22 protein-coding genes are annotated in these 19,973 nt (G+C 52.1%); 7 read left to right on the top strand and 15 right to left on the bottom strand.

What is annotated here, in order from left to right:
• Window positions 1–2 precede the first annotated feature (2 nt).
• The 3 genes from WNY38_RS09110 to WNY38_RS09100 all read left to right on the top strand — a co-directional run bounded on the left by WNY38_RS09110 (window position 3) and on the right by WNY38_RS09100 (window position 2,748).
• Window positions 3–965: an ABC transporter permease gene (locus WNY38_RS09110; protein ID WP_342857026.1), complete on the top strand. Its 963-nt coding sequence runs from the start codon at window positions 3–5 to the stop codon at window positions 963–965.
• 128 nt (window positions 966–1,093) lie between these two features.
• Complete coding sequence (locus WNY38_RS09105; RefSeq protein ID WP_342857025.1) at window positions 1,094–2,005, top strand: sulfite exporter TauE/SafE family protein; 912 nt, start codon at window positions 1,094–1,096, stop codon at window positions 2,003–2,005.
• The gene (locus WNY38_RS09100; protein ID WP_342857024.1) at window positions 2,005–2,748 is read left to right on the top strand and encodes a TIGR02186 family protein; all 744 of its coding nucleotides are present in this window, start codon (window positions 2,005–2,007) and stop codon (window positions 2,746–2,748) included. The genes WNY38_RS09105 and WNY38_RS09100 overlap by 1 nt, the downstream gene beginning before the upstream one ends.
• Here WNY38_RS09100 and WNY38_RS09095 read toward each other — a convergent pair.
• The 4 genes from WNY38_RS09095 to ccrA form a co-directional block, all read right to left on the bottom strand.
• Window positions 2,745–4,286, bottom strand: a complete 1,542-nt coding sequence (locus tag WNY38_RS09095) for an AAA family ATPase (protein WP_342857023.1) — start codon at window positions 4,284–4,286, stop codon at window positions 2,745–2,747. The two genes, WNY38_RS09100 and WNY38_RS09095, sit on opposite strands and share 4 nt — an antisense overlap.
• Before the next feature lie 59 nt (window positions 4,287–4,345).
• A complete protein-coding gene (locus tag WNY38_RS09090; protein ID WP_342857022.1) occupies window positions 4,346–4,984 on the bottom strand; it encodes an acyl-homoserine-lactone synthase in 639 nt (212 codons plus the stop codon).
• A gap of 163 nt (window positions 4,985–5,147) precedes the next feature.
• Entirely contained in the window at window positions 5,148–5,861 is a 714-nt protein-coding gene (locus WNY38_RS09085; RefSeq protein ID WP_342857021.1) for a LuxR family transcriptional regulator, read from the bottom strand.
• A 466-nt stretch (window positions 5,862–6,327) separates the two neighbouring features.
• Window positions 6,328–7,620, bottom strand: a complete 1,293-nt coding sequence (ccrA, locus tag WNY38_RS09080; protein ID WP_342857020.1) for a crotonyl-CoA carboxylase/reductase — start codon at window positions 7,618–7,620, stop codon at window positions 6,328–6,330.
• A 366-nt stretch (window positions 7,621–7,986) separates the two neighbouring features.
• Between ccrA and WNY38_RS09075 the strand changes: the two genes are divergently transcribed.
• The 3 genes from WNY38_RS09075 (at window position 7,987) to WNY38_RS09065 (ending at window position 11,819) form a co-directional block, all read left to right on the top strand.
• The gene (locus WNY38_RS09075) at window positions 7,987–9,942 is read left to right on the top strand and encodes a protein meaA (protein ID WP_342857019.1); all 1,956 of its coding nucleotides are present in this window, start codon (window positions 7,987–7,989) and stop codon (window positions 9,940–9,942) included.
• Between the two features lie 86 nt (window positions 9,943–10,028).
• Complete coding sequence (gene deoD, locus WNY38_RS09070) at window positions 10,029–10,736, top strand: purine-nucleoside phosphorylase (protein ID WP_342857018.1); 708 nt, start codon at window positions 10,029–10,031, stop codon at window positions 10,734–10,736.
• 87 nt (window positions 10,737–10,823) lie between these two features.
• Window positions 10,824–11,819, top strand: a complete 996-nt coding sequence (locus WNY38_RS09065) for an aldo/keto reductase (protein ID WP_342857017.1) — start codon at window positions 10,824–10,826, stop codon at window positions 11,817–11,819.
• Window positions 11,820–11,851: 32 nt separating this feature from the next.
• On the opposite strand, the gene WNY38_RS09060 is transcribed toward WNY38_RS09065, so the two are convergent.
• The 11 genes from WNY38_RS09060 to WNY38_RS09010 form a co-directional block, all read right to left on the bottom strand.
• Window positions 11,852–12,163 carry a hypothetical protein gene (locus WNY38_RS09060; protein ID WP_342857016.1) on the bottom strand — a complete coding sequence of 104 codons (312 nt, stop codon included), beginning with the start codon at window positions 12,161–12,163 and terminating at the stop codon, window positions 11,852–11,854.
• A 64-nt stretch (window positions 12,164–12,227) separates the two neighbouring features.
• Entirely contained in the window at window positions 12,228–13,007 is a 780-nt protein-coding gene (locus WNY38_RS09055; protein ID WP_342857015.1) for a succinate dehydrogenase iron-sulfur subunit, read from the bottom strand.
• A gap of 9 nt (window positions 13,008–13,016) precedes the next feature.
• Window positions 13,017–13,337 carry a hypothetical protein gene (locus tag WNY38_RS09050; RefSeq protein WP_342857014.1) on the bottom strand — a complete coding sequence of 107 codons (321 nt, stop codon included), beginning with the start codon at window positions 13,335–13,337 and terminating at the stop codon, window positions 13,017–13,019.
• Window positions 13,337–15,145 carry a succinate dehydrogenase flavoprotein subunit gene (sdhA, locus tag WNY38_RS09045; protein WP_342857013.1) on the bottom strand — a complete coding sequence of 603 codons (1,809 nt, stop codon included), beginning with the start codon at window positions 15,143–15,145 and terminating at the stop codon, window positions 13,337–13,339. The genes WNY38_RS09050 and sdhA overlap by 1 nt, the downstream gene beginning before the upstream one ends.
• Before the next feature lie 12 nt (window positions 15,146–15,157).
• Window positions 15,158–15,529 (bottom strand): succinate dehydrogenase, hydrophobic membrane anchor protein, encoded by a 372-nt coding sequence (gene sdhD / locus WNY38_RS09040; protein WP_342857012.1) that lies wholly within the window; start codon window positions 15,527–15,529, stop codon window positions 15,158–15,160.
• Between the two features lie 14 nt (window positions 15,530–15,543).
• Window positions 15,544–15,933, bottom strand: a complete 390-nt coding sequence (gene sdhC, locus WNY38_RS09035) for a succinate dehydrogenase, cytochrome b556 subunit (RefSeq protein WP_342857011.1) — start codon at window positions 15,931–15,933, stop codon at window positions 15,544–15,546.
• A 246-nt stretch (window positions 15,934–16,179) separates the two neighbouring features.
• Window positions 16,180–16,551 (bottom strand): DUF4344 domain-containing metallopeptidase, encoded by a 372-nt coding sequence (locus tag WNY38_RS09030; RefSeq protein WP_342857009.1) that lies wholly within the window; start codon window positions 16,549–16,551, stop codon window positions 16,180–16,182.
• Between the two features lie 127 nt (window positions 16,552–16,678).
• Window positions 16,679–17,710: a MaoC family dehydratase gene (locus tag WNY38_RS09025; RefSeq protein ID WP_342857008.1), complete on the bottom strand. Its 1,032-nt coding sequence runs from the start codon at window positions 17,708–17,710 to the stop codon at window positions 16,679–16,681.
• Between the two features lie 31 nt (window positions 17,711–17,741).
• The gene (locus tag WNY38_RS09020; RefSeq protein WP_342857007.1) at window positions 17,742–17,945 is read right to left on the bottom strand and encodes a DUF1737 domain-containing protein; all 204 of its coding nucleotides are present in this window, start codon (window positions 17,943–17,945) and stop codon (window positions 17,742–17,744) included.
• Window positions 17,946–17,955: 10 nt separating this feature from the next.
• Window positions 17,956–18,501, bottom strand: coding sequence for an NnrU family protein (locus WNY38_RS09015; protein WP_342857006.1), 546 nt, complete (start codon window positions 18,499–18,501; stop codon window positions 17,956–17,958).
• Between the two features lie 3 nt (window positions 18,502–18,504).
• The gene (locus WNY38_RS09010; RefSeq protein WP_342857005.1) at window positions 18,505–19,374 is read right to left on the bottom strand and encodes a CoA ester lyase; all 870 of its coding nucleotides are present in this window, start codon (window positions 19,372–19,374) and stop codon (window positions 18,505–18,507) included.
• Window positions 19,375–19,659: 285 nt separating this feature from the next.
• On the opposite strand from WNY38_RS09010, the gene WNY38_RS09005 reads away from it, so the two are divergent.
• A complete protein-coding gene (locus WNY38_RS09005) occupies window positions 19,660–19,971 on the top strand; it encodes a hypothetical protein (RefSeq protein ID WP_342857004.1) in 312 nt (103 codons plus the stop codon).
• Window positions 19,972–19,973 lie beyond the last annotated feature (2 nt).

The raw sequence follows: 19,973 nt of genomic DNA, 5'->3' as shown, positions 1-19,973 counted from the left end.
TCATGGATTATCTGACCGTTTTGCAAATCCTCGACAGCACCGTGCGCCTTGCCACACCGCTGTTGCTAACCTGCCTTGCGGGGTTGTTTTCCGAGCGCGCTGGCATCGTTGATATCGGACTTGAAGGCAAGCTTTTGGTTGCAGCTTTTATGTCTGGTGCTGTGGCCTATGTGACCGGATCAATCTGGCTTGGCCTCTTAGCGGGCATTGCTGCGTCCTTGGTGTTTTCAATGATACACGGCTTGGCTTCGATCACCTTTAAAGGCGATCAATTGATTTCAGGCGTGGCGCTTAATTTCTTAGCGGCAGGCCTAACAGTGGTCATAGGACAAAGCTGGTTCGCACTCGGTGGGCGCACTCCACCCCTGTCTGGCAATGGGCGTTTTGGCGAATGGAATCTTCCGTTCTCAGAGGCTTGGTCCAAAATTCCTGTGTTTGGTCCGACGTATAATGAGTTGATTTCAGGACACACTGCGCTAACCTATATTGCGCTTTTGACGGTCCCCCTGTCGTGGTGGGTCTTGTACCGCACACGCTTTGGTCTGCGCCTGCGTGCCGTTGGTGAAAACCCAAGTGCGGTGGACACCGCAGGGATTTCTGTGGTGCGTTTGCGCTATATGGCGTTGATCATTGCAGGCGTTCTATGTGGATTGGCAGGCACCTATTTGGCTTCTTTGGCGGCAGGCTTTGTCAAAGACATGTCCGCAGGGCGTGGCTACATCGCTCTTGCGGCTTTGATCTTTGCCAAATGGCGTCCTTGGTATGCCCTGTCGGCCACATTGATCTTTGGATTTCTGGAAGCCGTAGGAAACCGATACCAATCCATTTCTATCGGCGACTTTGTGATCCCTGTGCAATTCATGCAAGCTCTGCCCTATATTTTGACAGTGGTGATTTTGGCTGGTTTCATCGGCAAAGCCATCCCGCCACGTGCAGGCGGCACGCCTTACGTCAAAGAACGATAGGCTTATTTACAGCACATCAAAGAAATGCGGGCCTTTGGGCTCGCATTTTGCATTTTATCCCGCCACACTATTTGACGTGAGTGCAAATCCATTGCATCCATAGCTAACGAAGCCGTGAGAATCCACCCATGCAAATATTTCTTCCCATTGCCGAGGTTTCGGTAAACGCCTTTGTCCTTTTGGGATTGGGCGGAATTGTGGGGATTTTATCAGGCATGTTTGGCGTCGGCGGTGGGTTTCTGATCACGCCCTTACTATTCTTTGTCGGCATCCCCCCTGCCGTGGCGGTGGCCACCTCAGCCAATCAAATTGTCGCCTCTTCCGTGTCGGGCGTGCTTGCGCATTTCAAACGCAAGACAGTCGATCTTCGCATGGGATGGGTGCTGTTGATTGGCGGCCTGATTGGCTCGGCCATAGGCATGCAAATTTTCAACGTGCTCAAAGCGCTTGGGCAAGTCGATTTGCTTGTCACGCTGTGTTACGTCGTCTTTTTGGGTATCATCGGCGCGCTGATGCTGGTTGAATCAATACGTGCTTTGCACCGCGCTAAAGGCCGTCCAGGCAAAAGACGCGAGCGGACCAAACATACTTGGATTCATAACCTGCCATTTAAGATGAAATTCCGCGCATCTGGCCTATATATTTCCGTCATCCCGCCTGTGGTGGTTGGGGTCGCCGTGGGCATGCTCGGCGCGATCATGGGTGTTGGCGGTGGATTTATCATGGTGCCTGCCATGATCTATATCCTTGGCATGCCAACGAAAGTTGTGATCGGTACATCTTTGTTTCAGATCATCTTTGTCACCGCTTTTAACACCATGCTGCACGCCTATACCAACCACACAGTTGATATGATGCTTGCCTTGATCTTGTTGGTGGGTGGCGTTGTCGGTGCACAAATCGGCACCCAAATTGGTTTGCGCATGAAGGCAGAGCAATTGCGCATCATGCTCGCACTTCTGGTTCTGATCGTCTGTTTGAAATTGGGGCTAGATCTGCTTATTCGCCCCAGCGAACTCTACTCGATCGGGGTGATATAATGCGTGGCTTTTTCCTAGCGTTGGCCCTGACATTCGCCCCCTTATGGCTCTCAGCTGAAGAAGTCGTCGCCGATCTCAGTCAAAATCGTGTTTCAATCACCGCAAATTTTGATGGATCCGAAATTCTTATTTTTGGTGCGATTAAACGTGAAGCCGCCATACCAAACAAGAGTGAACTAGACGTCATAGTTACCGTTACTGGCCCGAAAAAAATAGAAACCATTTTACGCAAAGCGCGGCGCTTTGGTATTTGGGTGAACGTGGAACGTGAACGCTTGGGACAAGCGCCCAGTTTCTACAGCGTAGCGTCCACACGCCCTGTCGAGGATGTCATCATTCCGACAACGGACGCGTTGTGGAAAATTACCGCCGACGAGCAAATTTTGAGTGAACGTCGTGGACTGCCGGCACGCGAAGCTTTGCTTAGAATTCGCTCTGAAAATGGGCTATATCGCCGTGCAAATTCAGGGGTTACACTTACCCAAGACACCCTGTTCAACACGTCAATTGCGCTGCCCGCTAACTTGGTCGAAGGCGATTACGTCACACGCATTTTGCTGGTGCGTGATGGACTGATACTGGATGACTACAGCACAGAAATTCAAGTGCAAAAAGTCGGGATCGAACGCTGGCTTTATAACCTCGCCCACGATAACGCCTTAATTTATGGTCTTTTGTCATTGGCGTTGGCGGTTATTGCAGGCTGGGGCGCATCGGAAATCTTTCGGCTAATCAGACGCTAAAGCAATGTATCGTCATCTTGCATTTGTAGTGTAAGCGGCGCCGCTTCAATGGATTTGAGATCACTAACATTGAGTGGATTTTCAGGTTTGGCCAGCCGCGCGCGTGTCACCCAAAACAGCCGTTTTTCCGCACGCGTGATTGCCACATAGGTCAGCCGTTTCCACAATGGAATCCCCGCCTCCATGCGTCCTGCGCGAGAGGCCGCGAAGATATCGGGCGCAAAGACTTGCACGTTTTCCCATTGCGATCCTTGGGCCTTGTGAATGGTGACGGCCGCGCCGTGCAAAAACGCAGCGCCCATACGTGCTGCGAAGGGAATAAACGGCTCTTCTTCATCGGGAAACTCGATTTTCACGATAGAGGCCGCAGAGATATTCGGATCTTGAGCGCCCATCACATGCAAACGCGAAAATCCTGGTTTGCGTCCAGGCCCTAAATAGACAACTTGTGCGCCTTTGATAAGACCGCGCGCCTCAAGATCGAGGCGCTTTTTGCGGTGTTTGGCGGGCAACTCGATGCCATCGCAAATAAGTGGCTCGCCCGCCAGCAGCTCATCAGCTGGCGCGCCATACACGTTGCGAAACGCTTGGATCAAACGAATACGCGTTGCATTGCGCCACACCAAGGCAGGCGACCGTGCCATCAGGTCGCTTTCAACCCGCTGCGCATAGATCACGCGATCGTCCCGCTTTGACGCGTCCTCAACCATGCGCTCAAAATCATCGTAGCTCAAAGTGGGATCAGCCAAAGCATGGGCCAAATCCAAAATCGGGCTGTCATTTTCTTGCCTGTGAACACGGCTCAAAACATGAACGGCGGGCTCCGGCAGTTGTTCAAACACCATCGAACCTGCTTGATTCACTGGGGCAAGCTGCGCTGGATCGCCGAAAAGCACCAGCGTTGGAAAAATATCTTGGAGGTCTTCGAATTGCTTTTTGTCGAGCATCGATGATTCATCGATAAAGCCAATATCAAGCGGGTCTTCGCGTCGTTTCCAACCTGTGATAAAATCAGACCCCCGCAGACCAGCCGCAGCCAAGGCCCCCGGAATTGACTTGTTTTTTTGGTAGAAGGCGTAAGCGCGGTCCAACGCATCTGGGCCAAGACCTTCCATCTCAGGACGATCGGCTTCGCCGGCCAGCCACTCCGCGATCTTTTCATAATCAGGATCATAGACGGGCGTGTATAGAATACGGTGAATCGTTGTCGCAGGCACACCACGATTGCGCAGCACGGATGCTGCTTTGTTGGTTGGCGCCAAAATCGCAAGCGTTCGACGATCTTGGCGTTTTTTGCCCTCATAGTCACCAGACACGATGTCAACGCCTGCTTCATCCAAAGCTTTGTACATCTCTGAAAGCAATAGCGTTTTCCCAGATCCAGCCTTGCCTATAATCGCCCGGACATTGGATTGGCCCTCAACCATAGGTGTGATCAAACCGTCATCCAAATCGACGCCAACACGCTTTAAAACGGCGCTGATGGCATCAAAGGCTTCGGCCTGATCGTTGGAGAATGTGACGACATTTTTTGACATGCGCAGACCCTATAGGGACCGCGCCAAAGGTGCCAGAGAGATCAGACATCTGTGTCAATTCATGCGCAGGGACGAAGTAGAGTTTCTTCAGCAGGCGCGAAAGCACGACGCAACCATGCCTTAGATGTTGCACGGTCCACACCAAGTTTGGCCAATGTTGGTTCAAAGGCATCAGCACGCATTTCCCAAAGGCCGACACCGATTTCATCACGACCCTCGCCTGAACGGCCGATCACGTCAGGCGAAAGGCCCATAAGGCGATAGATGCGCTCCATACGTGGATCAAACACACCTATAAAATGATCAAGCTTGAACTCTTCCATGACCTCGCCAGCGCCTAAAGTTAAGGCTGCCGTCACCTTGCGCTCAGCGCTAGGCGCTAGGCAGAACCGCGTGCATTCCCAAATCAGCGGACTCTCGACCCGCACACCATCTGTCAGTTGAGAAAAATAATCGTTAACCATGGTGCTGCCTGTGGTTGGCAAAAACCTCATCGATCCGCCGTGGTTGCCATCCGCATTTTCCCAAATCACGTAAAGGGGATTGAGGTCATCATATTCGTCACGCTCGTGACCTGCGGCATTCACGTTCACCGCCCAGCCCAAACGGTTCTGAAACTGATTGGCACGATCTTTGAACATCGTGTCGCGCAAAAGAGGAAAATGATGAAGTGAATCGCCGTAGATGTAATGCAACATGGGATGCTCCTTTGACCGTGCGTTGGTCTGAAGCTATGCCGCGCGGGTAACCACCTACTGAGTACAGCGTCCGCATGACCTATCAAGGTGTGCTGAATACGCGCGCAGACCTGTGGTTTTTCGCAACATATTGCAGGCCCTCGCGTGCCCGCTCAGTGCTGGCTTAGACAATAATAACGCCGGCCGACAATGCACGCGCTACGGCATGTGTCGTATTCAACGCTCCTAGTTTGTGCCGTGCGGCTTCGATATAGACACGCAATGTATGCTCAGAAATTCCCATTTCTTGTGCAGCTTGGGCGCGGGAAAATCCCTTTGCCAAATTGGATATCGCCATCAATTCACGTGGTGATAGACTTGGTTTAGGAAGAACATGATCACCCGTCTCAAACTCCAGCGCCTTTTTGTTGAACTCGTGACCAACTATGATCAAATCGCGTCCATGTGCGTCGATAAACGCTTCCCAGTCCGCATCATTTGCTGTTCTGTTGACGGTGAACAACGCAAACTGACCATGCGGGCCGCGGATCGGAATGGTGTAACCTTGGTTCCCCACTCCGAAGTCGATCGCTTCAACTAAAAACGCTTTAGCCGCCTTAGAGGACCAGTCCAGTTGCTTCCAATTCACGGGAGTAAATCGTTGGAAACACCCAAAAATGACAGGATCCATCCGAAGGTAATCTTTTTCAAGATAGCGATCGACCCACTCGGAGGAGTAGGTGCCTGCGCCAAAGCGTTCACCAACACTATTGACCCAGTGATAGACAACATGTTTAAGCCCAAGCCTGTCTCGCAACGTCTCTGTCGCAGCTTGAAAATGCTCTAAAGTCTCAACTTGCGGAATAGCCTCCAGAAAGTCTTCTAATGTCGATTTCATGCGTACATGCCTGATCTAGCTGCGTCTCGGCACTCTTGTTCGCTAACTCAACAGCAACCACGAGACAGGCATCTGAAAGATGATTTGCAGTCGCGGGCATCCCGTTCAGTTCGGCAAAAGTCCGAAGATCTGTCAGTACATCAAGTATCCAATCGTTCCGCATGTAAAGCCTCATCCGTTGGTGTTTCTGTTGTTGTTTCAACTTTAGCATGTGAAATCACACGAAAGTATTCACGTATTCACCCTCCCCCAAAATAGTGAGGAAACAAAAATTAAGGTGCTGATATTCATAACTAATTAGAAATATTGATAAAAATCATTCGAATATGCCGAGAAACTTCATCAAAAGGATGGCTAAAGCGCAAAAACCCAAAGCAACCTGAAGTTGCACAAAGACAACACTCAAAAATGGACAAGACCCGTGCTAAACACGGGCCTTATCAAAATAAAATATACAGACCCAGCCTCAGGTCATTGGGCCAGCATTCAGAACGTCTTCTAAGGTTTTTAAACCCGCCTTTGGCGACTGGACTAAAACCGACATGTTTCCGGGCTTATGCTGATTGCGTAGCATTTTGATATGCGCTTGAGGAATTTCATTCCACGAAAACACTTCTGACATACACGGATTGATCAGACCTTCGCACATCAATCTGTTGGCAGACGCAGCCTGCTTTAGGTGAGCGAAGTGGGACCCTTGGATACGCTTTTGATGCATCCAAATGTAACGCACGTCAAAGGTACAATTGAAACCAGACGTCCCTGCACAGATCACAATCATGCCGCCTTTTTTACAAACGAATGACGACACCGGGAAAGTTGCTTCACCAGGGTGTTCAAACACCATGTCAACGTTGTTGCCTTTTCCAGTGATGTCCCAAATCGCTTTGCCGAACCGACGCGCCTCGCCGAACCATGCTGCGTATTCCGGCGTATTTACTGTGGGCAATTGACCCCAGCAGCTAAAATCATTGCGATTGATCACGCCTTTGGCGCCAAGGGACATCACGAAGTCACGCTTGTCTTCGTCCGAGATGACCCCAATTGCATGTGCGCCGGCGGCTTTTGCCAGTTGGATTGCGTAAGACCCAAGTCCACCTGAGGCGCCCCAAACCAACACATGTTGACCCGGTTTGATGTCATGCGGCGCATGGCCAAACAACATACGGTAAGCAGTGGCAAGCGTCAGGGTGTAACACGCGCTTTCTTCCCATGTCAGATGCGTAGGGCGCATAAGCAACTGCTGCGCCTGCACCCGTGTAAACTGTGCAAATGATCCGTCCGGCGTCTCATAACCCCAAATCCGTTGGGTTGGAGAATACATCGGGTCGCCGCCATTGCATTCTTCATCGTCGCCATCGTCTTGGTTGCAGTGAATTACAACCTCGTCGCCAACGTTCCAGTTTTTAACCTTAGAGCCCACCTTCCACACGATGCCAGAAGCGTCCGAACCAGCGATGTGATAGTCGGCGCCGTGGCTGTCGAACGGCGAGATTGGAACACCTAGACCAGCCCATACACCGTTATAGTTCACGCCGGCAGCCATCACCAAAACCAGCACTTCGTGAGCATCAATTTTGGGTGTCTCTACAACTTCTACCTGAAAACTTTTGTCTGGTTCGCCATGGCGTTCGCGACGGATCGCCCATGCGTACATTTGTGAGGGGACATGGCCCAATGGAGGCATTTCACCAAGCTCATAGAGATCTTTTTCAGGAGCCTCATATTGGGTCAACATGCGTGCTTCATCAAGTGCCATATCTATTTCCTTTTCATCTCTCCGGCAGTCAAATGTGTCTTGGCCGGTCGCCTCCCCCAGTGGGCTTCGGGGGAGGGTTGCTCTATGCCGCGACGCAGAATCGCAGCCTCTCTGGATACAGAGTTACGATCCGTTAAGTAATTATGCAATATTTTTGTTGTAAAAATTGTAATTTAATAACTTAGTAAATGCAAAATATTAACCAAACCTGACATTTAATTCGTCACAATACTCACAAAAAATTAATCCAAGTATCTGTTTTAAAGTATTAAAATTTATTTTCTGCGATACAATATTTGATACTGGCTTATTATTACTATATGTGTATCTTGTTTGAAATATAGTTACAAACTAACGGACTCAATCATGCCGAAGACTCAAAAAGACAGACCATGGCTGTTCCGCACCTATGCTGGGCACTCGACAGCAAAGGCGTCTAACGCGCTTTACCGCAGCAATCTGTCAAAGGGGCAAACGGGTCTGTCCGTCGCATTCGATCTACCCACACAAACGGGTTACGACAGCGATCATGAACTTGCAAAAGGTGAAGTTGGCAAGGTTGGCGTTCCCGTGTCTCATCTTGGCGACATGCGGATGTTGTTCAAAGACATTCCGCTTGAACAAATGAATACCTCGATGACGATCAACGCGACGGCCCCATGGCTTTTGTCGCTATATATCGCGGCTGCAGAAGAGCAAGGTGCCGATGTATCTAAACTGCAAGGTACGGTTCAAAACGATATCGTCAAAGAATACCTGTCTCGCGGCACCTATGTTTGCCCGCCGCGCCCCTCATTGCGCATGACCACAGATATTGCGGCCTACACGCAAGCGCATATGCCCAAATGGAACCCGATGAACATCTGTTCGTACCATTTGCAAGAAGCAGGTGCGACACCTGAGCAAGAGCTGGCCTTCGCGCTGGCCACCGCCATCGCCGTACTTGACGACCTTAAGGATAAAGTTCCAGCCGAAGCATTTCCAGCAATGGTCGGACGCATTTCGTTCTTTGTGAATGCAGGCATTCGGTTTGTCACTGAACTGTGCAAAATGCGCGCTTTTGTAGAGCTGTGGGACGAAATCACTCAAACACGTTACGGCATCGAGGACCCTAAATTTCGCAGGTTCAGGTACGGCGTTCAGGTTAATTCGCTTGGATTGACCGAGCAACAACCCGAAAACAACGTCTACCGCATTTTGATCGAAATGCTGGCGGTAACGCTCAGCAAAAACGCCCGCGCCCGCGCCGTTCAACTGCCCGCATGGAACGAAGCACTTGGCCTGCCTCGCCCGTTCGATCAACAATGGTCTTTGCGCATGCAACAGATTTTGGCTTATGAAACTGATCTGTTGGAATATGACGACCTGTTTGACGGCAATCCTGCGATTGATCGCAAGGTTGCAGCCCTGAAAGATGGCGCACGCGCGGAACTGGACACATTGGACGGCATGGGCGGTGCGATTGATGCGATCGAATACATGAAGTCTCGTCTGGTCGAGGCCAACGCCGACCGCATAGGTCATATCGAAACCGGATCCACCACAGTGGTCGGCGTCAACAAATGGCTTGAAGGGGAACCCTCTCCTTTGACCACTGGCGACGGGTCGATCATGAAATCTGACCCTCATGCGGAAGCCGATCAAATTGAGCGCCTGAACGCGTGGCGCGCGTCGCGTGATGAAGCCAAAGTTCAAAACGCACTGGTCGCGTTGCGCGAAGCTGCGCAGTCTGGTGCGAACATCATGCCGCCCTCTATTGTTGCCGCCAAAGCAGGCGCTACAACCGGCGAATGGGGCGAGATGGTCCGCGCTGCCTTCGGCCAATATCGCGGGCCAACCGGCGTCTCGTCGAGTGCTTCCAATCGCACGGAAGGTTTGGATGACATTCGTGAAGATGTGTCCCGCGTGTCGAAATCCTTGGGGCGACAGATGAAATTTCTCGTTGGCAAACCCGGTCTTGATGGGCACTCCAACGGTGCCGAGCAAATCGCAGCCCGCGCCCGCGATTGCGGTATGGATATCACGTATGAGGGCATTCGTTTAACGCCGCAGGAAATCGTTACCGCAGCCGCCCGCGATGACGCCCATGTCGTTGGTCTGTCGCTCCTATCCGGTTCACACATGCCATTGATGGTGGATCTCATGGCGCAGATGAAAGAAAACGGCTTGTCACACATTCCTGTCATCGTTGGCGGCATCATTCCGGAAGCCGACGAAAAGGCGCTTCTGGAAATGGGGGTGGCACGCGTTTACACGCCCAAAGATTTTGAGTTGAACCGTATTATGTTCGATATTGTTGGTCTGGTTGATCCTGCGACTTGATCCTGCTCCAGACAGCGCAAGGTAACCCCTAGCGCATGACAAATTCAAAGCTATAGTCAGAGCATCTCCAGACAAAGGGTGCTTTGATGCCAACTCCACATATTTCCGCTGCCAAAGGCGATATCGCCGAAACCGTTTTGCTGCCGGGCGATCCCTATCGCGCCAAATGGGCTGCTGAGACGTTCTTGGACAATCCAAAACTTGTTAACGAAGTGCGCGGCATGTTTGGGTTCACAGGCACCTATAAGGGCAATCCTGTCACCATTCACGGGTCAGGCATGGGCATGGCGTCTTTGTCGATTTATGCCAATGAGCTGATCACAGAATATGGCGCAAAAACGCTGATCCGCATCGGATCATGTGGTGCGATGCAAAAGGCCGTGAACATCCGAGATGTGATTATCGCCATGACCGCGTCCACGTTGTCGACGCCATCGCGCGGTATTTTTAAAGAGATCAATTTCGCCCCCTGCGCAGATTATGGTCTGCTCGAAAAAGCCGTCGCAGCCGCACGTGCCAAAGGCACCACGACCCATGTGGGCAACATTTATTCGTCAGATGTATTCTACGACGAGCGCCCCGACCTAAATGAGATCATGATCCGTCACGGAATCTTAGGCGTCGAAATGGAAGCCGCCGAACTGTACAATCTGGCGGCCCGCCATAGCGTGCGCGCCTTGGCTGTTTTGACGGTTTCTGATCATCTGATCACGCATGAGGCCCTGCCCTCAACTGAGCGCGAAAGCTCGTTTGGGGACATGGTCGAAATCGCGCTGCAAGCCGCCTTTGCATAACTGCGGCTTGGCTTAGCGGCTACATCATCTAAGATATAGAGGTCGTCCAATGGGCGACCTTTTTTCAGTCGTTATAAGGATTTTCCAATGACAATGCCAAAACGCAAACTGGGCAAAAACGGCCCCGAAGTCAGCGCGCTTGGGTTTGGGGCGATGAGCTTTGCAGGGTTCTTTGGACCGGCTGATGACGAGATCAGCTTGGAAACACTAGCTGCGGTTGACAAGGCTGGTATAGATTTTTGGGACACGGCCAATATTTACGGCATGGGGCGTTCAGAGACCATTATTGGGCGGTATTTCAAAGAGGTCGGCGCCAAGCGCAATATCACCTTGGCCACAAAAGCAGCCATCGTGCCTGGGCCTCCGCGCAGCATCAATAACGAGCTCGGCTATTTGCGCAGCGAACTTGAGGCATCCATGGAACGCCTTAACCGTGACCATGTTGAACTGTTTTATATCCACCGCCGCGAACAAGAGCGCCCTATCGAAGAGGTTGCCGAAAGTATGGGCAAGCTCATCGAAGAAGGGCTGATTGGCGGCTGGGGACTGTCTGAGGTCGCCCCCACAACCATTCGCCGCGCTCATGCCGTGACACCTGTGCGTGCAGTTCAAAGCGAGTATTCTTTGTGGACGCGTGAACCTGAATTGGGCGTACTGCAAACCTGCGCTGAACTGGGCGTGGCCTTTGTGCCTTTCTCTCCCGTTGGGCGTGGCGTCATCAGCTCCGTTGATTTGACACCAAGCACATTTGAGGCTCATGACTTTAGACGCGTGAACCCGCGATTTATGGAACCTAATTTTTCTGCCAATATGGAACATGTGCGCGCCTTTCGCGCCTTTGCGGCGACAAAAAACATCAGTGTAACAGCCCTCGCGCTTGCATGGACGATGAAGGCTGGCGACATGGTAATCCCAATTCCAGGCACACGTACAAAAGAGCACCTGCAAGATTGGCTGTCTGCGGCAACTATAACCCTAACCAATGAAGACCTTGCGCAGATCGAACAGATCATGCCTGTCGGTTGGGCGCATGGCGCGCGATACAGCGACAATCAAATCGTGGGCGTTGAACGTTTTTGTTAAACGAAAAAGAGCCGCCAATCGCTTGGCGGCTCTCACTCTATTGTCCGAGTGGAACAGGCATAGCTTTGTGCCTCTGCCGCTTTTGCAGCCACCGTTCGTCCAGCTTTTGCCTCGATACTCTCTGGGGACGCTTTGGCTTTCTTGACAAACATACCTTTGCCCTCAGGCCCGTACCAATCCTCGTTGCGCGTAAAGTACATGGTGGCGGCCAAAGCCACGAAGGCCAGTAAGATGATCGTCGCCCCTGCGGAAATACCGTTAGCGACAGCAAAGCCGAGCTGTTCTGAATAAGCCACCATCAAGGTGTGGTACTTCTGAATGGCGCCATGAAAAAAGCCCCGCAATTAGCGGGGCTTCCAAAATTTCAAGCGATGAAGAGCTCATCTTCACGACATCTAGATGTCGGTGCTAGTGCGCACGTTCCAACATCATGCCTTTGATAGACGCGATGGCTTTCGCTGGGTTCAAGCCTTTCGGACAGGTCTTGGAGCAGTTCATGATTGTGTGACAACGGTAAAGTTTGAACGGATCTTCCAACTCGTCCAAACGCTCGCCTGTTGCCTCGTCACGGCTGTCGATGATCCAACGGTAAGCGTGCAAAAGCGCTGCTGGTCCGAGGTATTTGTCGCCATTCCACCAGTAAGATGGGCAAGATGTCGAACAACAAGCACACATCACACATTCGTACAGGCCATCAAGCTTTTTACGGTCGTCAATTGACTGACGCCATTCTTTGGCTGGTTTGTTGGTTTTGGTTTCCAACCACGGCATGATCGAGGCGTGTTGCGCGTAGAAATGCGTCAGGTCAGGGATCAAATCTTTGACCACTGGCATGTGCGGCAATGGGTAGATTTTCACATCCGCTTTGATCTCATCCATGCCGTAAATACAGGCCAGAGTGTTGATGCCGTCGATGTTCATCGCACATGATCCACAGATGCCTTCGCGGCAAGAGCGGCGGAATGTGAGCGTCGTATCGATTTCGTTTTTGATCTTGATCAGCGCGTCCAAAACCATCGGGCCACATTTGTCCATATCAACAAAATATGTGTCCACGCTTGGGTTTTTGCCCGCGTCAGGATTGTAACGATAGATCTGAAACTTGCGCACATTGGTCGCGCCCTCAGGCTTTGGCCAAGTTTTACCAGTGGTGATCTTTGAGTTCTTCGGCAGAGTTAGTTGTACCATAAGTCTCTCCTATCCGAGCAAGTTGCTCAGTTCCGATTGCGCGATGCACGAGATTGTATCGGGCTGTGTCGCAATCGATGTAACAGTGCTGACTGTGCTGTCATCAACGCCAGTCACGGCCGCTTTGGCGATATCAACGATTTGATCTGTTGTGGCGTTTTCCACCACACAGTCCACCGCATCATCGACATCTACGCCAGGCAATTTGTCTGCAATCACAGACTTGATGACGCTTTTTGCTGCCGATTGGGCGGAGGCTTCCACCAAGGCCTCAGTGGATAGACATCCACTGAGCGCAAAGGTGAGTGCGATAAGGCCAAGAACGCGCATTAGAATGTCCGCGCTTTTGGTGCGATGGTTTCAAGGCTGATGCCACCTTCCGCTTCAGTGGACAAAGGTGTTTTGACCACTTCGCGGTGTGACAGTTCAACTTTATTGCCATCAACATGCGAGACCGTGTGGACGCGCCACTCTTTGTCGTCACGCGTTGGGTAATCTTCGTGGGCATGCGCGCCACGGGATTCTTTACGCGCTTCCGCACCCACGATGGTTGCCATCGCATTTGGCATCAAGTTGGCCAGCTCAAGCGTTTCCATCAGGTCAGAGTTCCACACAAGGCTGCGATCAGTGACAGACAGATCACCCATTTTACCAGCGATGGCCGTCATCTTTTCAACGCCCTCTTTGAGCGTCTTATCTGTACGGAACACAGCCGCGTCAGCTTGCATGGTTTTTTGCATCTCAAGACGCAATTCAGCGGTTTTGATCGCACCATTTGCATTGCGAATACCGTCGAAACGATCAAAGGCTTTGTCGATGGAAGCTTGGTTGAGAACTGGATTTGGCGCTTCAGGGTCAACAACTTTGCCCGCTTTGATCGCAGCCGCGCGGCCAAAGACCACAAGATCGATCAAGGAGTTAGAGCCCAAACGGTTCGCACCGTGAACAGAAGCACAACCCGCTTCGCCCACAGCCATAAGGCCCGGCACAACAGCGTTTTGATCTTTTGCAGTCGGGTTAAGCACTTCACCCCAGTAGTTGGTCGGAATGCCGCCCATGTTATAATGCACGGTGGGCAAAACAGGGATGGGTTCTTTGGTGACGTCCACGCCCGCAAAGATTTTCGCGGATTCAGAAATACCAGGCAAACGTTCTGCAAGCGCTTCAGGTGGCAGGTGTGACAGGTTGAGATGGATGTGATCCCCCTCTTCACCAACACCGCGACCTTCGCGAATTTCCATGGTCATAGAGCGAGACACGTAATCGCGTGGGGCAAGGTCTTTATAGGTCGGCGCATAACGCTCCATAAAGCGTTCGCCTTCGGAGTTGGTCAAATAGCCACCTTCGCCGCGCGCACCCTCAGTGATCAAACAGCCTGAGCCGTAGATGCCTGTTGGGTGGAATTGGACGAATTCCATATCCTGCAAAGCAAGACCGGCACGTGCAACCATACCGCCGCCGTCACCTGTACAAGTGTGGGCAGACGTGGCTGAGAAGTAAGCGCGGCCGTAACCACCTGTCGCCAAAACAACCATTTTGGCGTTGAATATATGCATGGTGCCGTCATCGAGTTTCCAGCAAACAACACCCTGACATTGACCGTCTTCAGACATGATGAGGTCGATGGCAAAGTATTCGATGTAGAACTCAGCGTTGTTCTTCAGGGACTGCCCGTAAAGCGTATGAAGGATCGCGTGCCCAGTCCGGTCAGCCGCCGCACAGGTGCGCTGTACGGGGGGGCCTTCGCCGAATTCAGTGGTGTGACCACCGAATGGACGCTGGTAAATTTTGCCTTCTTCGGTGCGCGAAAATGGCACACCGTAATGCTCAAGCTCGTAAACCGCTTTTGGCGCTTCACGGGCAAGGTATTCCATCGCGTCTGTATCACCAAGCCAGTCAGAGCCTTTGACGGTGTCATACATATGCCACTGCCAGCTGTCTGGACCCATATTGCCCAAAGAGGCAGCGATGCCACCTTGCGCCGCAACCGTGTGCGACCGCGTTGGGAAAACTTTGGTCACACAAGCGGTGCGCAGGCCCTGCTCGGCCATGCCGAGGGTCGCACGCAAGCCAGCGCCACCAGCGCCGATCACAACGACGTCGTAGTCGTGTGTTTCATATTCATAAGCTGCTGCCATGGGGTGTGCTCCTTACAGCGCGAGTTTGACGAGGGCAAAAAGCCCAGCGGCGATCAAAGTATAGCAAAGCATGTTCACTGCGATTATGGTGAGCTTGCGTTTGAGGCCACCCACATAGTCCTCGATGAGAACCTGTGCGCCGCTTTTAAAGTGAAGAAGGCCAACAACCAACGTGAGGCCTGCAATGATCGAGGGATAAGGCTTGCTATAAGTCGCAAGCACCTCTTCATATGTGCCGCCCAGCGCGTTGCCAAATGACAAGACAAACAGTGGCACAAGGATCAGCAAAGCAATTGACGATGTGATCATGTGCCAGTGATGGTGTGAGCCAGATTTTGCGGCGCCAAGGCCGACTGCGCGTTGGCGATCAGTGCGAAAATTCATATCTACCGCCTCCCTTATGTAACGATCATTGTGACGAAAGTGAGAACAGTCGCGCCAATCAGCATGGCCCAACCCAGTTTCTCAGACGTCTCAACGTTCAAACAGTAGCCAAAGTCCCACACGAGGTGGCGCAAGCCACCGCCGAAGTGATACCAAAGGGCCCATGTGGAAAAGAAGAACACCAGATCGCCAAACCAAGAGCGCAAAAACGCGTCTGCAGAGGCGAAACATTCTGGTGAAACTGCAGCGGCGACAAGCCACCACACGATCATCAAAACAGCAACGATCAAAGCGTTGCCTGTGATGCGGACAAGGATAGATGATATGGAGGTCATCTGGGGACGATAGTATGTCCCGATCATAAAGGGCGACAGAGGACGGTTGCCTCGGTTCACATCAGCCATGGCGAATTCCTTTCACGATTGATGCGGTGACGGTTCTCGATTGTTGTATCAAGTTCTTGGCCAGAGTCATCCTTTGTCAGCGCTAACGAAGGATAAATTTACGCATATTTAGGGTAAAAAAGTAGCAAAACCCAACTACGTGATCACAAATATTTTGTCGTGATCACAAAATGCAGTCACAAATTTTCCGACTATTATCGTTGGGTTTAGCCTCTGATGCCGCAAAAGTCGCGCCGCCCGCTCAGATCAAAGTTCATCGACCATAGAGGCTAAGAAGTCGACGTATTCTGTGCAGATCGTAATTTCGAGGCGCGTCGGATCAAAAACCGCGTTCACCTCATCGCAGGTGTCGACCGTTATTGTCAGTCTACCTGACAGTTCAAACTGCTCATTGAAGGCATCAACTTCGGCGCGCATAATGTCAGAAGCCAACAGCCCCGCAAAACTGCTCTCAAATGTGCCGCCCAAACACATGCTGTCGCTAACGTGATCACGGGCCAAATCATCAAGCAATGGCCCCCAACTGTCAGAGGCCAAAGTGAACTCTTCTTGCCCAAAGACAGGCAAACTCTCAATCTCGATGATCGCATGGCCAAGCTCATGATAGAGCGTCGCCATGATGTTGCTCTCAACAAACCAAATGACGTCATCAGGCGCGCCTGCGGTCAGCTCGGCATGAGCTGGCGTGGTGAAACCTGAAGTCAGGGCGCAAAGTACGGTGAGTACTGTGGTTTTTATATCCCTATCAAAGCGGAATAAAGGCCCAGTAATCGAGATCCAAAAGCACGTCTTCGTGGTACTTCCCAGAATCGTCTTTGAGCGCAAACTCAGGCGCGCCATCTTTGACAGCGACCAAACGCAGCCGAACAGCCCCAACGCCCGGCGCGCGGGTTTCAGATTTATCCAAAACCTCGGACCACGCCCGCACAGTATTACCCGCAAAACAGGGGTTGGCATGAGAGCCGCCATTGATCGCGGCAATCATCTGTGCATTTGCCAAACCGTTGAACGACAAAGCCCGCGCAATTGAAATCACGTGCCCTCCATATATAAGTCGCTTGCCATCCGCACGGTTGGTCGCATCGAAATGCACTTTCGCGGTATTTTGCCAAAGCCGCGTGGCCATCATGTGCTCAGATTCTTCAACCGTCACACCGTCCACATGGTCGATTTTTTCGCCGATCTTGTAATTGGCATAACGATGCTCTTCGCCGGCCAGACCAAAGTCATAGCGCAAAAACTCAAGCCCCTCGGGCAAGGCCAGCGTGCTTGGGTCAACAACCTCGCTCAACTGCGGGATAACAGTTTCGGGCGCAGGCGCGTCCAGATTGCCTTTGCGCACCATCACCCAGCGCACATATTCCAGCACGATCTCACCATGCTGATTAAGGCCCTTGGTGCGCACCCAAACGACACCTGATTTGCCATTCGAGTTTTGTTTGACGCCGATCACTTCGGACACAGACCGCAAGGTGTCGCCCGCAAACACGGGCTTCAAAAACCGGCCTTCGGCATAGCCTAAGTTGGCAACGGCGTTGAGCGAGATATCGGGGACCGTTTTGCCAAAGACCGTATGAAAAACGATCAAGTCGTCCAGCGGCGAGGCTACCAAGCCGCAGTTTTCCGCGAACTCGTCAGATGAATACAACGCGTGACGCGCAGGATAGAGCGCGTGATACAGCGCCCGCTCCCCCCCAGACAAAGTGCGCGGCACGGCATGCTCGATCACTTGACCAACAGTGTAATCCTCAAAAAAACGTCCCGAATTGGTCTTCATCTGTACAAGCTCCGCATGCGAGAGCCCTCGGTTAAAGGGCCCCCAGTTTGACGTCGCGGGAATAGTCCCCCTTGGCGTCTTTGGTCACGGCTTGGGCACAACGCATTGTCCCATTGGCCGCATCATAGGCGTAGGCGGGATTTCCGTAGAGTTCCCAACCTTTACTCAAGGCCTCAGTCACCTTGTGGCAAAACTCAGACGTGTCATCGGCCGTCAAAAGTCGATAAGCTTTCATAATCAGCCCCCTAACCCCAAGGTGTCGCACCAAGTGCTGCGTGAATGCCCATCACAACAACAGTGACAACAACAGCCATGACCGCGGCGGTGATTTCTTTTTTTGCACTCACAGGCACATAAGGCGCCGGTGTTACACCACTGCGTTTCAGCAAGATCACAGTCGCAACGGCCCAAGCCATCATGCCGCCGAATAGCAAAATGTCTTCCAAAGCGCCGTTCACCAACAAATGCGCCAACGCCCAAACTTTAACAGCCGTCAGCTGAGGGTTCTTAATCTTAGAGGTGATCCACGTTTTCGCGCCGCTTGATGCAAACAGATAAAAGGCAAACACCATCAAAAGGTTGTTGATGCCGCCCATCGCGGCGCTACGCCCCCAAAACACAGGACCATCCGCATTGCGATATCCGATGACCATCAAGACAATGGCAAGGAGCGATAGCAGGGCAACAAGGCCTTTGCCTTTATCGCCCATCTTGGCGCGCGCATCAGGCGCCAATCGTTTGAAAAAATGAGCGCCACTCCAGAGCAGCAGGCCGAGAAGGATAAGGATCATGGTTTACTCCATTGCTGTGATCGCGCGCGCCTTATCTAATGTGGCCCGCGCCGTCACAATATGAAGATTTTCGACGATCTTACCATCGACAACTGCAACACCTTCACCTTTTGCCTCGCAAGCCTCAAATGCAGCGATCTGGCGTTCTGCCAAATCAATCTCATCGGCACTTGGCGCAAAGGCAGCGTTAGCGATGGCCAATTGCGCGGGATGGATCAATGTCTTGCCATCAAACCCCATATCGCGGCCCTGATCGCATTCAAATTTCAACCCATCGTCGTCCTTAAATGCGTTGTAGACGCCGTCAAGCACCACTAGATCATAAGCCTTGGCAGCCAAAAGCGCCAAGTGCAGCCCGCCCATCATAGGCAAGCGGTCAGCCCGAAACCTTGCGTTCAACTCTTTCGCCAGATCATTTGTGCCCATGACAAAACCCGCCATACGCGGATGCGCGGCGATTACGGCGGCGTTCAACATCCCCAGCGGCGTTTCCATCATGGCCCAAATCGGCACATCGGGAATGGCCTCTGCCAGCGCTTCAACCATGACGGCGCTCTCTACTTTGGGTAGCAAAATTCCATCTATATCTGCGCCAACGAAAGCAGCAACGTCGTCGCGACCCCAAATGGTGTCAAACCCGTTTACGCGCACGATTTTGGCGCGCGCCCCGTAACCGCCCGCCGCAATCGCGTCTTTCAATGTCTGGCGTGCGGCGTCCTTTTCAGCTGGCGCAACGGCATCCTCGAGATCAAACAAAATGGCATCGCAAGCAAGCCCCTTGGCTTTTTCCAAAGCGCGTTCTTTTGCCGCTGGAATGTAGAGGGCTGAACGATAGGGACGTGCTGATGTGTAGCGATGGGGTGCTTGGGTCATTGATTCTTTCTGTGCGCAATATTATTGCGCAATGAGGCACGAAATCGAACCATCACGCAAGTGCAAAATTTCCGCAGCGCAGAAAAACACCACCTAAGGCTGCCCCTATTGGGTCTCGAGAGACCTCAGCGTTAACCACTTTTTGACTGTTCATAGCTCAGCATAGAGGCATAAATGACAGACACTTAAGGCCCAAAGCCATGTGACATGAGACCAGCGCGCAGATCCTGGTCACTTATTAGACGCGCGCGATTTGGCGCGCCTTTACCAAGAAAGGACTTTGGAATGACTTATTTTACGCGGCTCATTTTTGTAGCTGTCTTTGCGGCTTTCATCTTGCCGACAGCCCTGTCGGCCCAACAAAACTGCGCAAAACGCGATCAGGTGATCGCCCGCCTGGCCAGCAAGTACGGCGAGGTGCGTCAATCCATCGGCCTTGCACCCAACAGCGGCGTGTTTGAAATTTATGCCTCACAAGACACGGGCAGCTGGACCATTCTGGTCACCAACACAAACGGCATCTCTTGTTTGGTGGCCTCAGGTCAAGCCTTTGAAATCTTAGCAGAAGTGGCACAGCTCACCGACGAAGACGCGTAATA

It is taken from the genome of Pacificibacter sp. AS14, assembly GCF_038899935.1.
Classification (GTDB): Bacteria; Pseudomonadota; Alphaproteobacteria; order Rhodobacterales; family Rhodobacteraceae; genus Celeribacter.
This window is presented reverse-complemented; position numbering and strand designations above follow the sequence as displayed.

What these genes read in the sequence shown, in the direction of transcription:
- WNY38_RS09110 (WP_342857026.1), top strand. Translation starts at nt 3, where the DNA reads ATGGATTATCTGACCGTTTTGCAAATCCTCGACAGCACCGTGCGCCTT.
- WNY38_RS09105 (WP_342857025.1), top strand. Translation starts at nt 1,094, where the DNA reads ATGCAAATATTTCTTCCCATTGCCGAGGTTTCGGTAAACGCCTTTGTC.
- WNY38_RS09100 (WP_342857024.1), top strand. Translation starts at nt 2,005, where the DNA reads ATGCGTGGCTTTTTCCTAGCGTTGGCCCTGACATTCGCCCCCTTATGG.
- WNY38_RS09095 (WP_342857023.1), bottom strand. Translation starts at nt 4,286, where the DNA reads ATGTCAAAAAATGTCGTCACATTCTCCAACGATCAGGCCGAAGCCTTT.
- WNY38_RS09090 (WP_342857022.1), bottom strand. Translation starts at nt 4,984, where the DNA reads ATGTTGCATTACATCTACGGCGATTCACTTCATCATTTTCCTCTTTTG.
- WNY38_RS09085 (WP_342857021.1), bottom strand. Translation starts at nt 5,861, where the DNA reads ATGAAATCGACATTAGAAGACTTTCTGGAGGCTATTCCGCAAGTTGAG.
- ccrA (WP_342857020.1), bottom strand. Translation starts at nt 7,620, where the DNA reads ATGGCACTTGATGAAGCACGCATGTTGACCCAATATGAGGCTCCTGAA.
- WNY38_RS09075 (WP_342857019.1), top strand. Translation starts at nt 7,987, where the DNA reads ATGCCGAAGACTCAAAAAGACAGACCATGGCTGTTCCGCACCTATGCT.
- deoD (WP_342857018.1), top strand. Translation starts at nt 10,029, where the DNA reads ATGCCAACTCCACATATTTCCGCTGCCAAAGGCGATATCGCCGAAACC.
- WNY38_RS09065 (WP_342857017.1), top strand. Translation starts at nt 10,824, where the DNA reads ATGACAATGCCAAAACGCAAACTGGGCAAAAACGGCCCCGAAGTCAGC.
- WNY38_RS09055 (WP_342857015.1), bottom strand. Translation starts at nt 13,007, where the DNA reads ATGGTACAACTAACTCTGCCGAAGAACTCAAAGATCACCACTGGTAAA.
- WNY38_RS09050 (WP_342857014.1), bottom strand. Translation starts at nt 13,337, where the DNA reads ATGCGCGTTCTTGGCCTTATCGCACTCACCTTTGCGCTCAGTGGATGT.
- sdhA (WP_342857013.1), bottom strand. Translation starts at nt 15,145, where the DNA reads ATGGCAGCAGCTTATGAATATGAAACACACGACTACGACGTCGTTGTG.
- sdhD (WP_342857012.1), bottom strand. Translation starts at nt 15,529, where the DNA reads ATGAATTTTCGCACTGATCGCCAACGCGCAGTCGGCCTTGGCGCCGCA.
- sdhC (WP_342857011.1), bottom strand. Translation starts at nt 15,933, where the DNA reads ATGGCTGATGTGAACCGAGGCAACCGTCCTCTGTCGCCCTTTATGATC.
- WNY38_RS09030 (WP_342857009.1), bottom strand. Translation starts at nt 16,551, where the DNA reads ATGGCGACGCTCTATCATGAGCTTGGCCATGCGATCATCGAGATTGAG.
- WNY38_RS09025 (WP_342857008.1), bottom strand. Translation starts at nt 17,710, where the DNA reads ATGAAGACCAATTCGGGACGTTTTTTTGAGGATTACACTGTTGGTCAA.
- WNY38_RS09020 (WP_342857007.1), bottom strand. Translation starts at nt 17,945, where the DNA reads ATGAAAGCTTATCGACTTTTGACGGCCGATGACACGTCTGAGTTTTGC.
- WNY38_RS09015 (WP_342857006.1), bottom strand. Translation starts at nt 18,501, where the DNA reads ATGATCCTTATCCTTCTCGGCCTGCTGCTCTGGAGTGGCGCTCATTTT.
- WNY38_RS09010 (WP_342857005.1), bottom strand. Translation starts at nt 19,374, where the DNA reads ATGACCCAAGCACCCCATCGCTACACATCAGCACGTCCCTATCGTTCA.
- WNY38_RS09005 (WP_342857004.1), top strand. Translation starts at nt 19,660, where the DNA reads ATGACTTATTTTACGCGGCTCATTTTTGTAGCTGTCTTTGCGGCTTTC.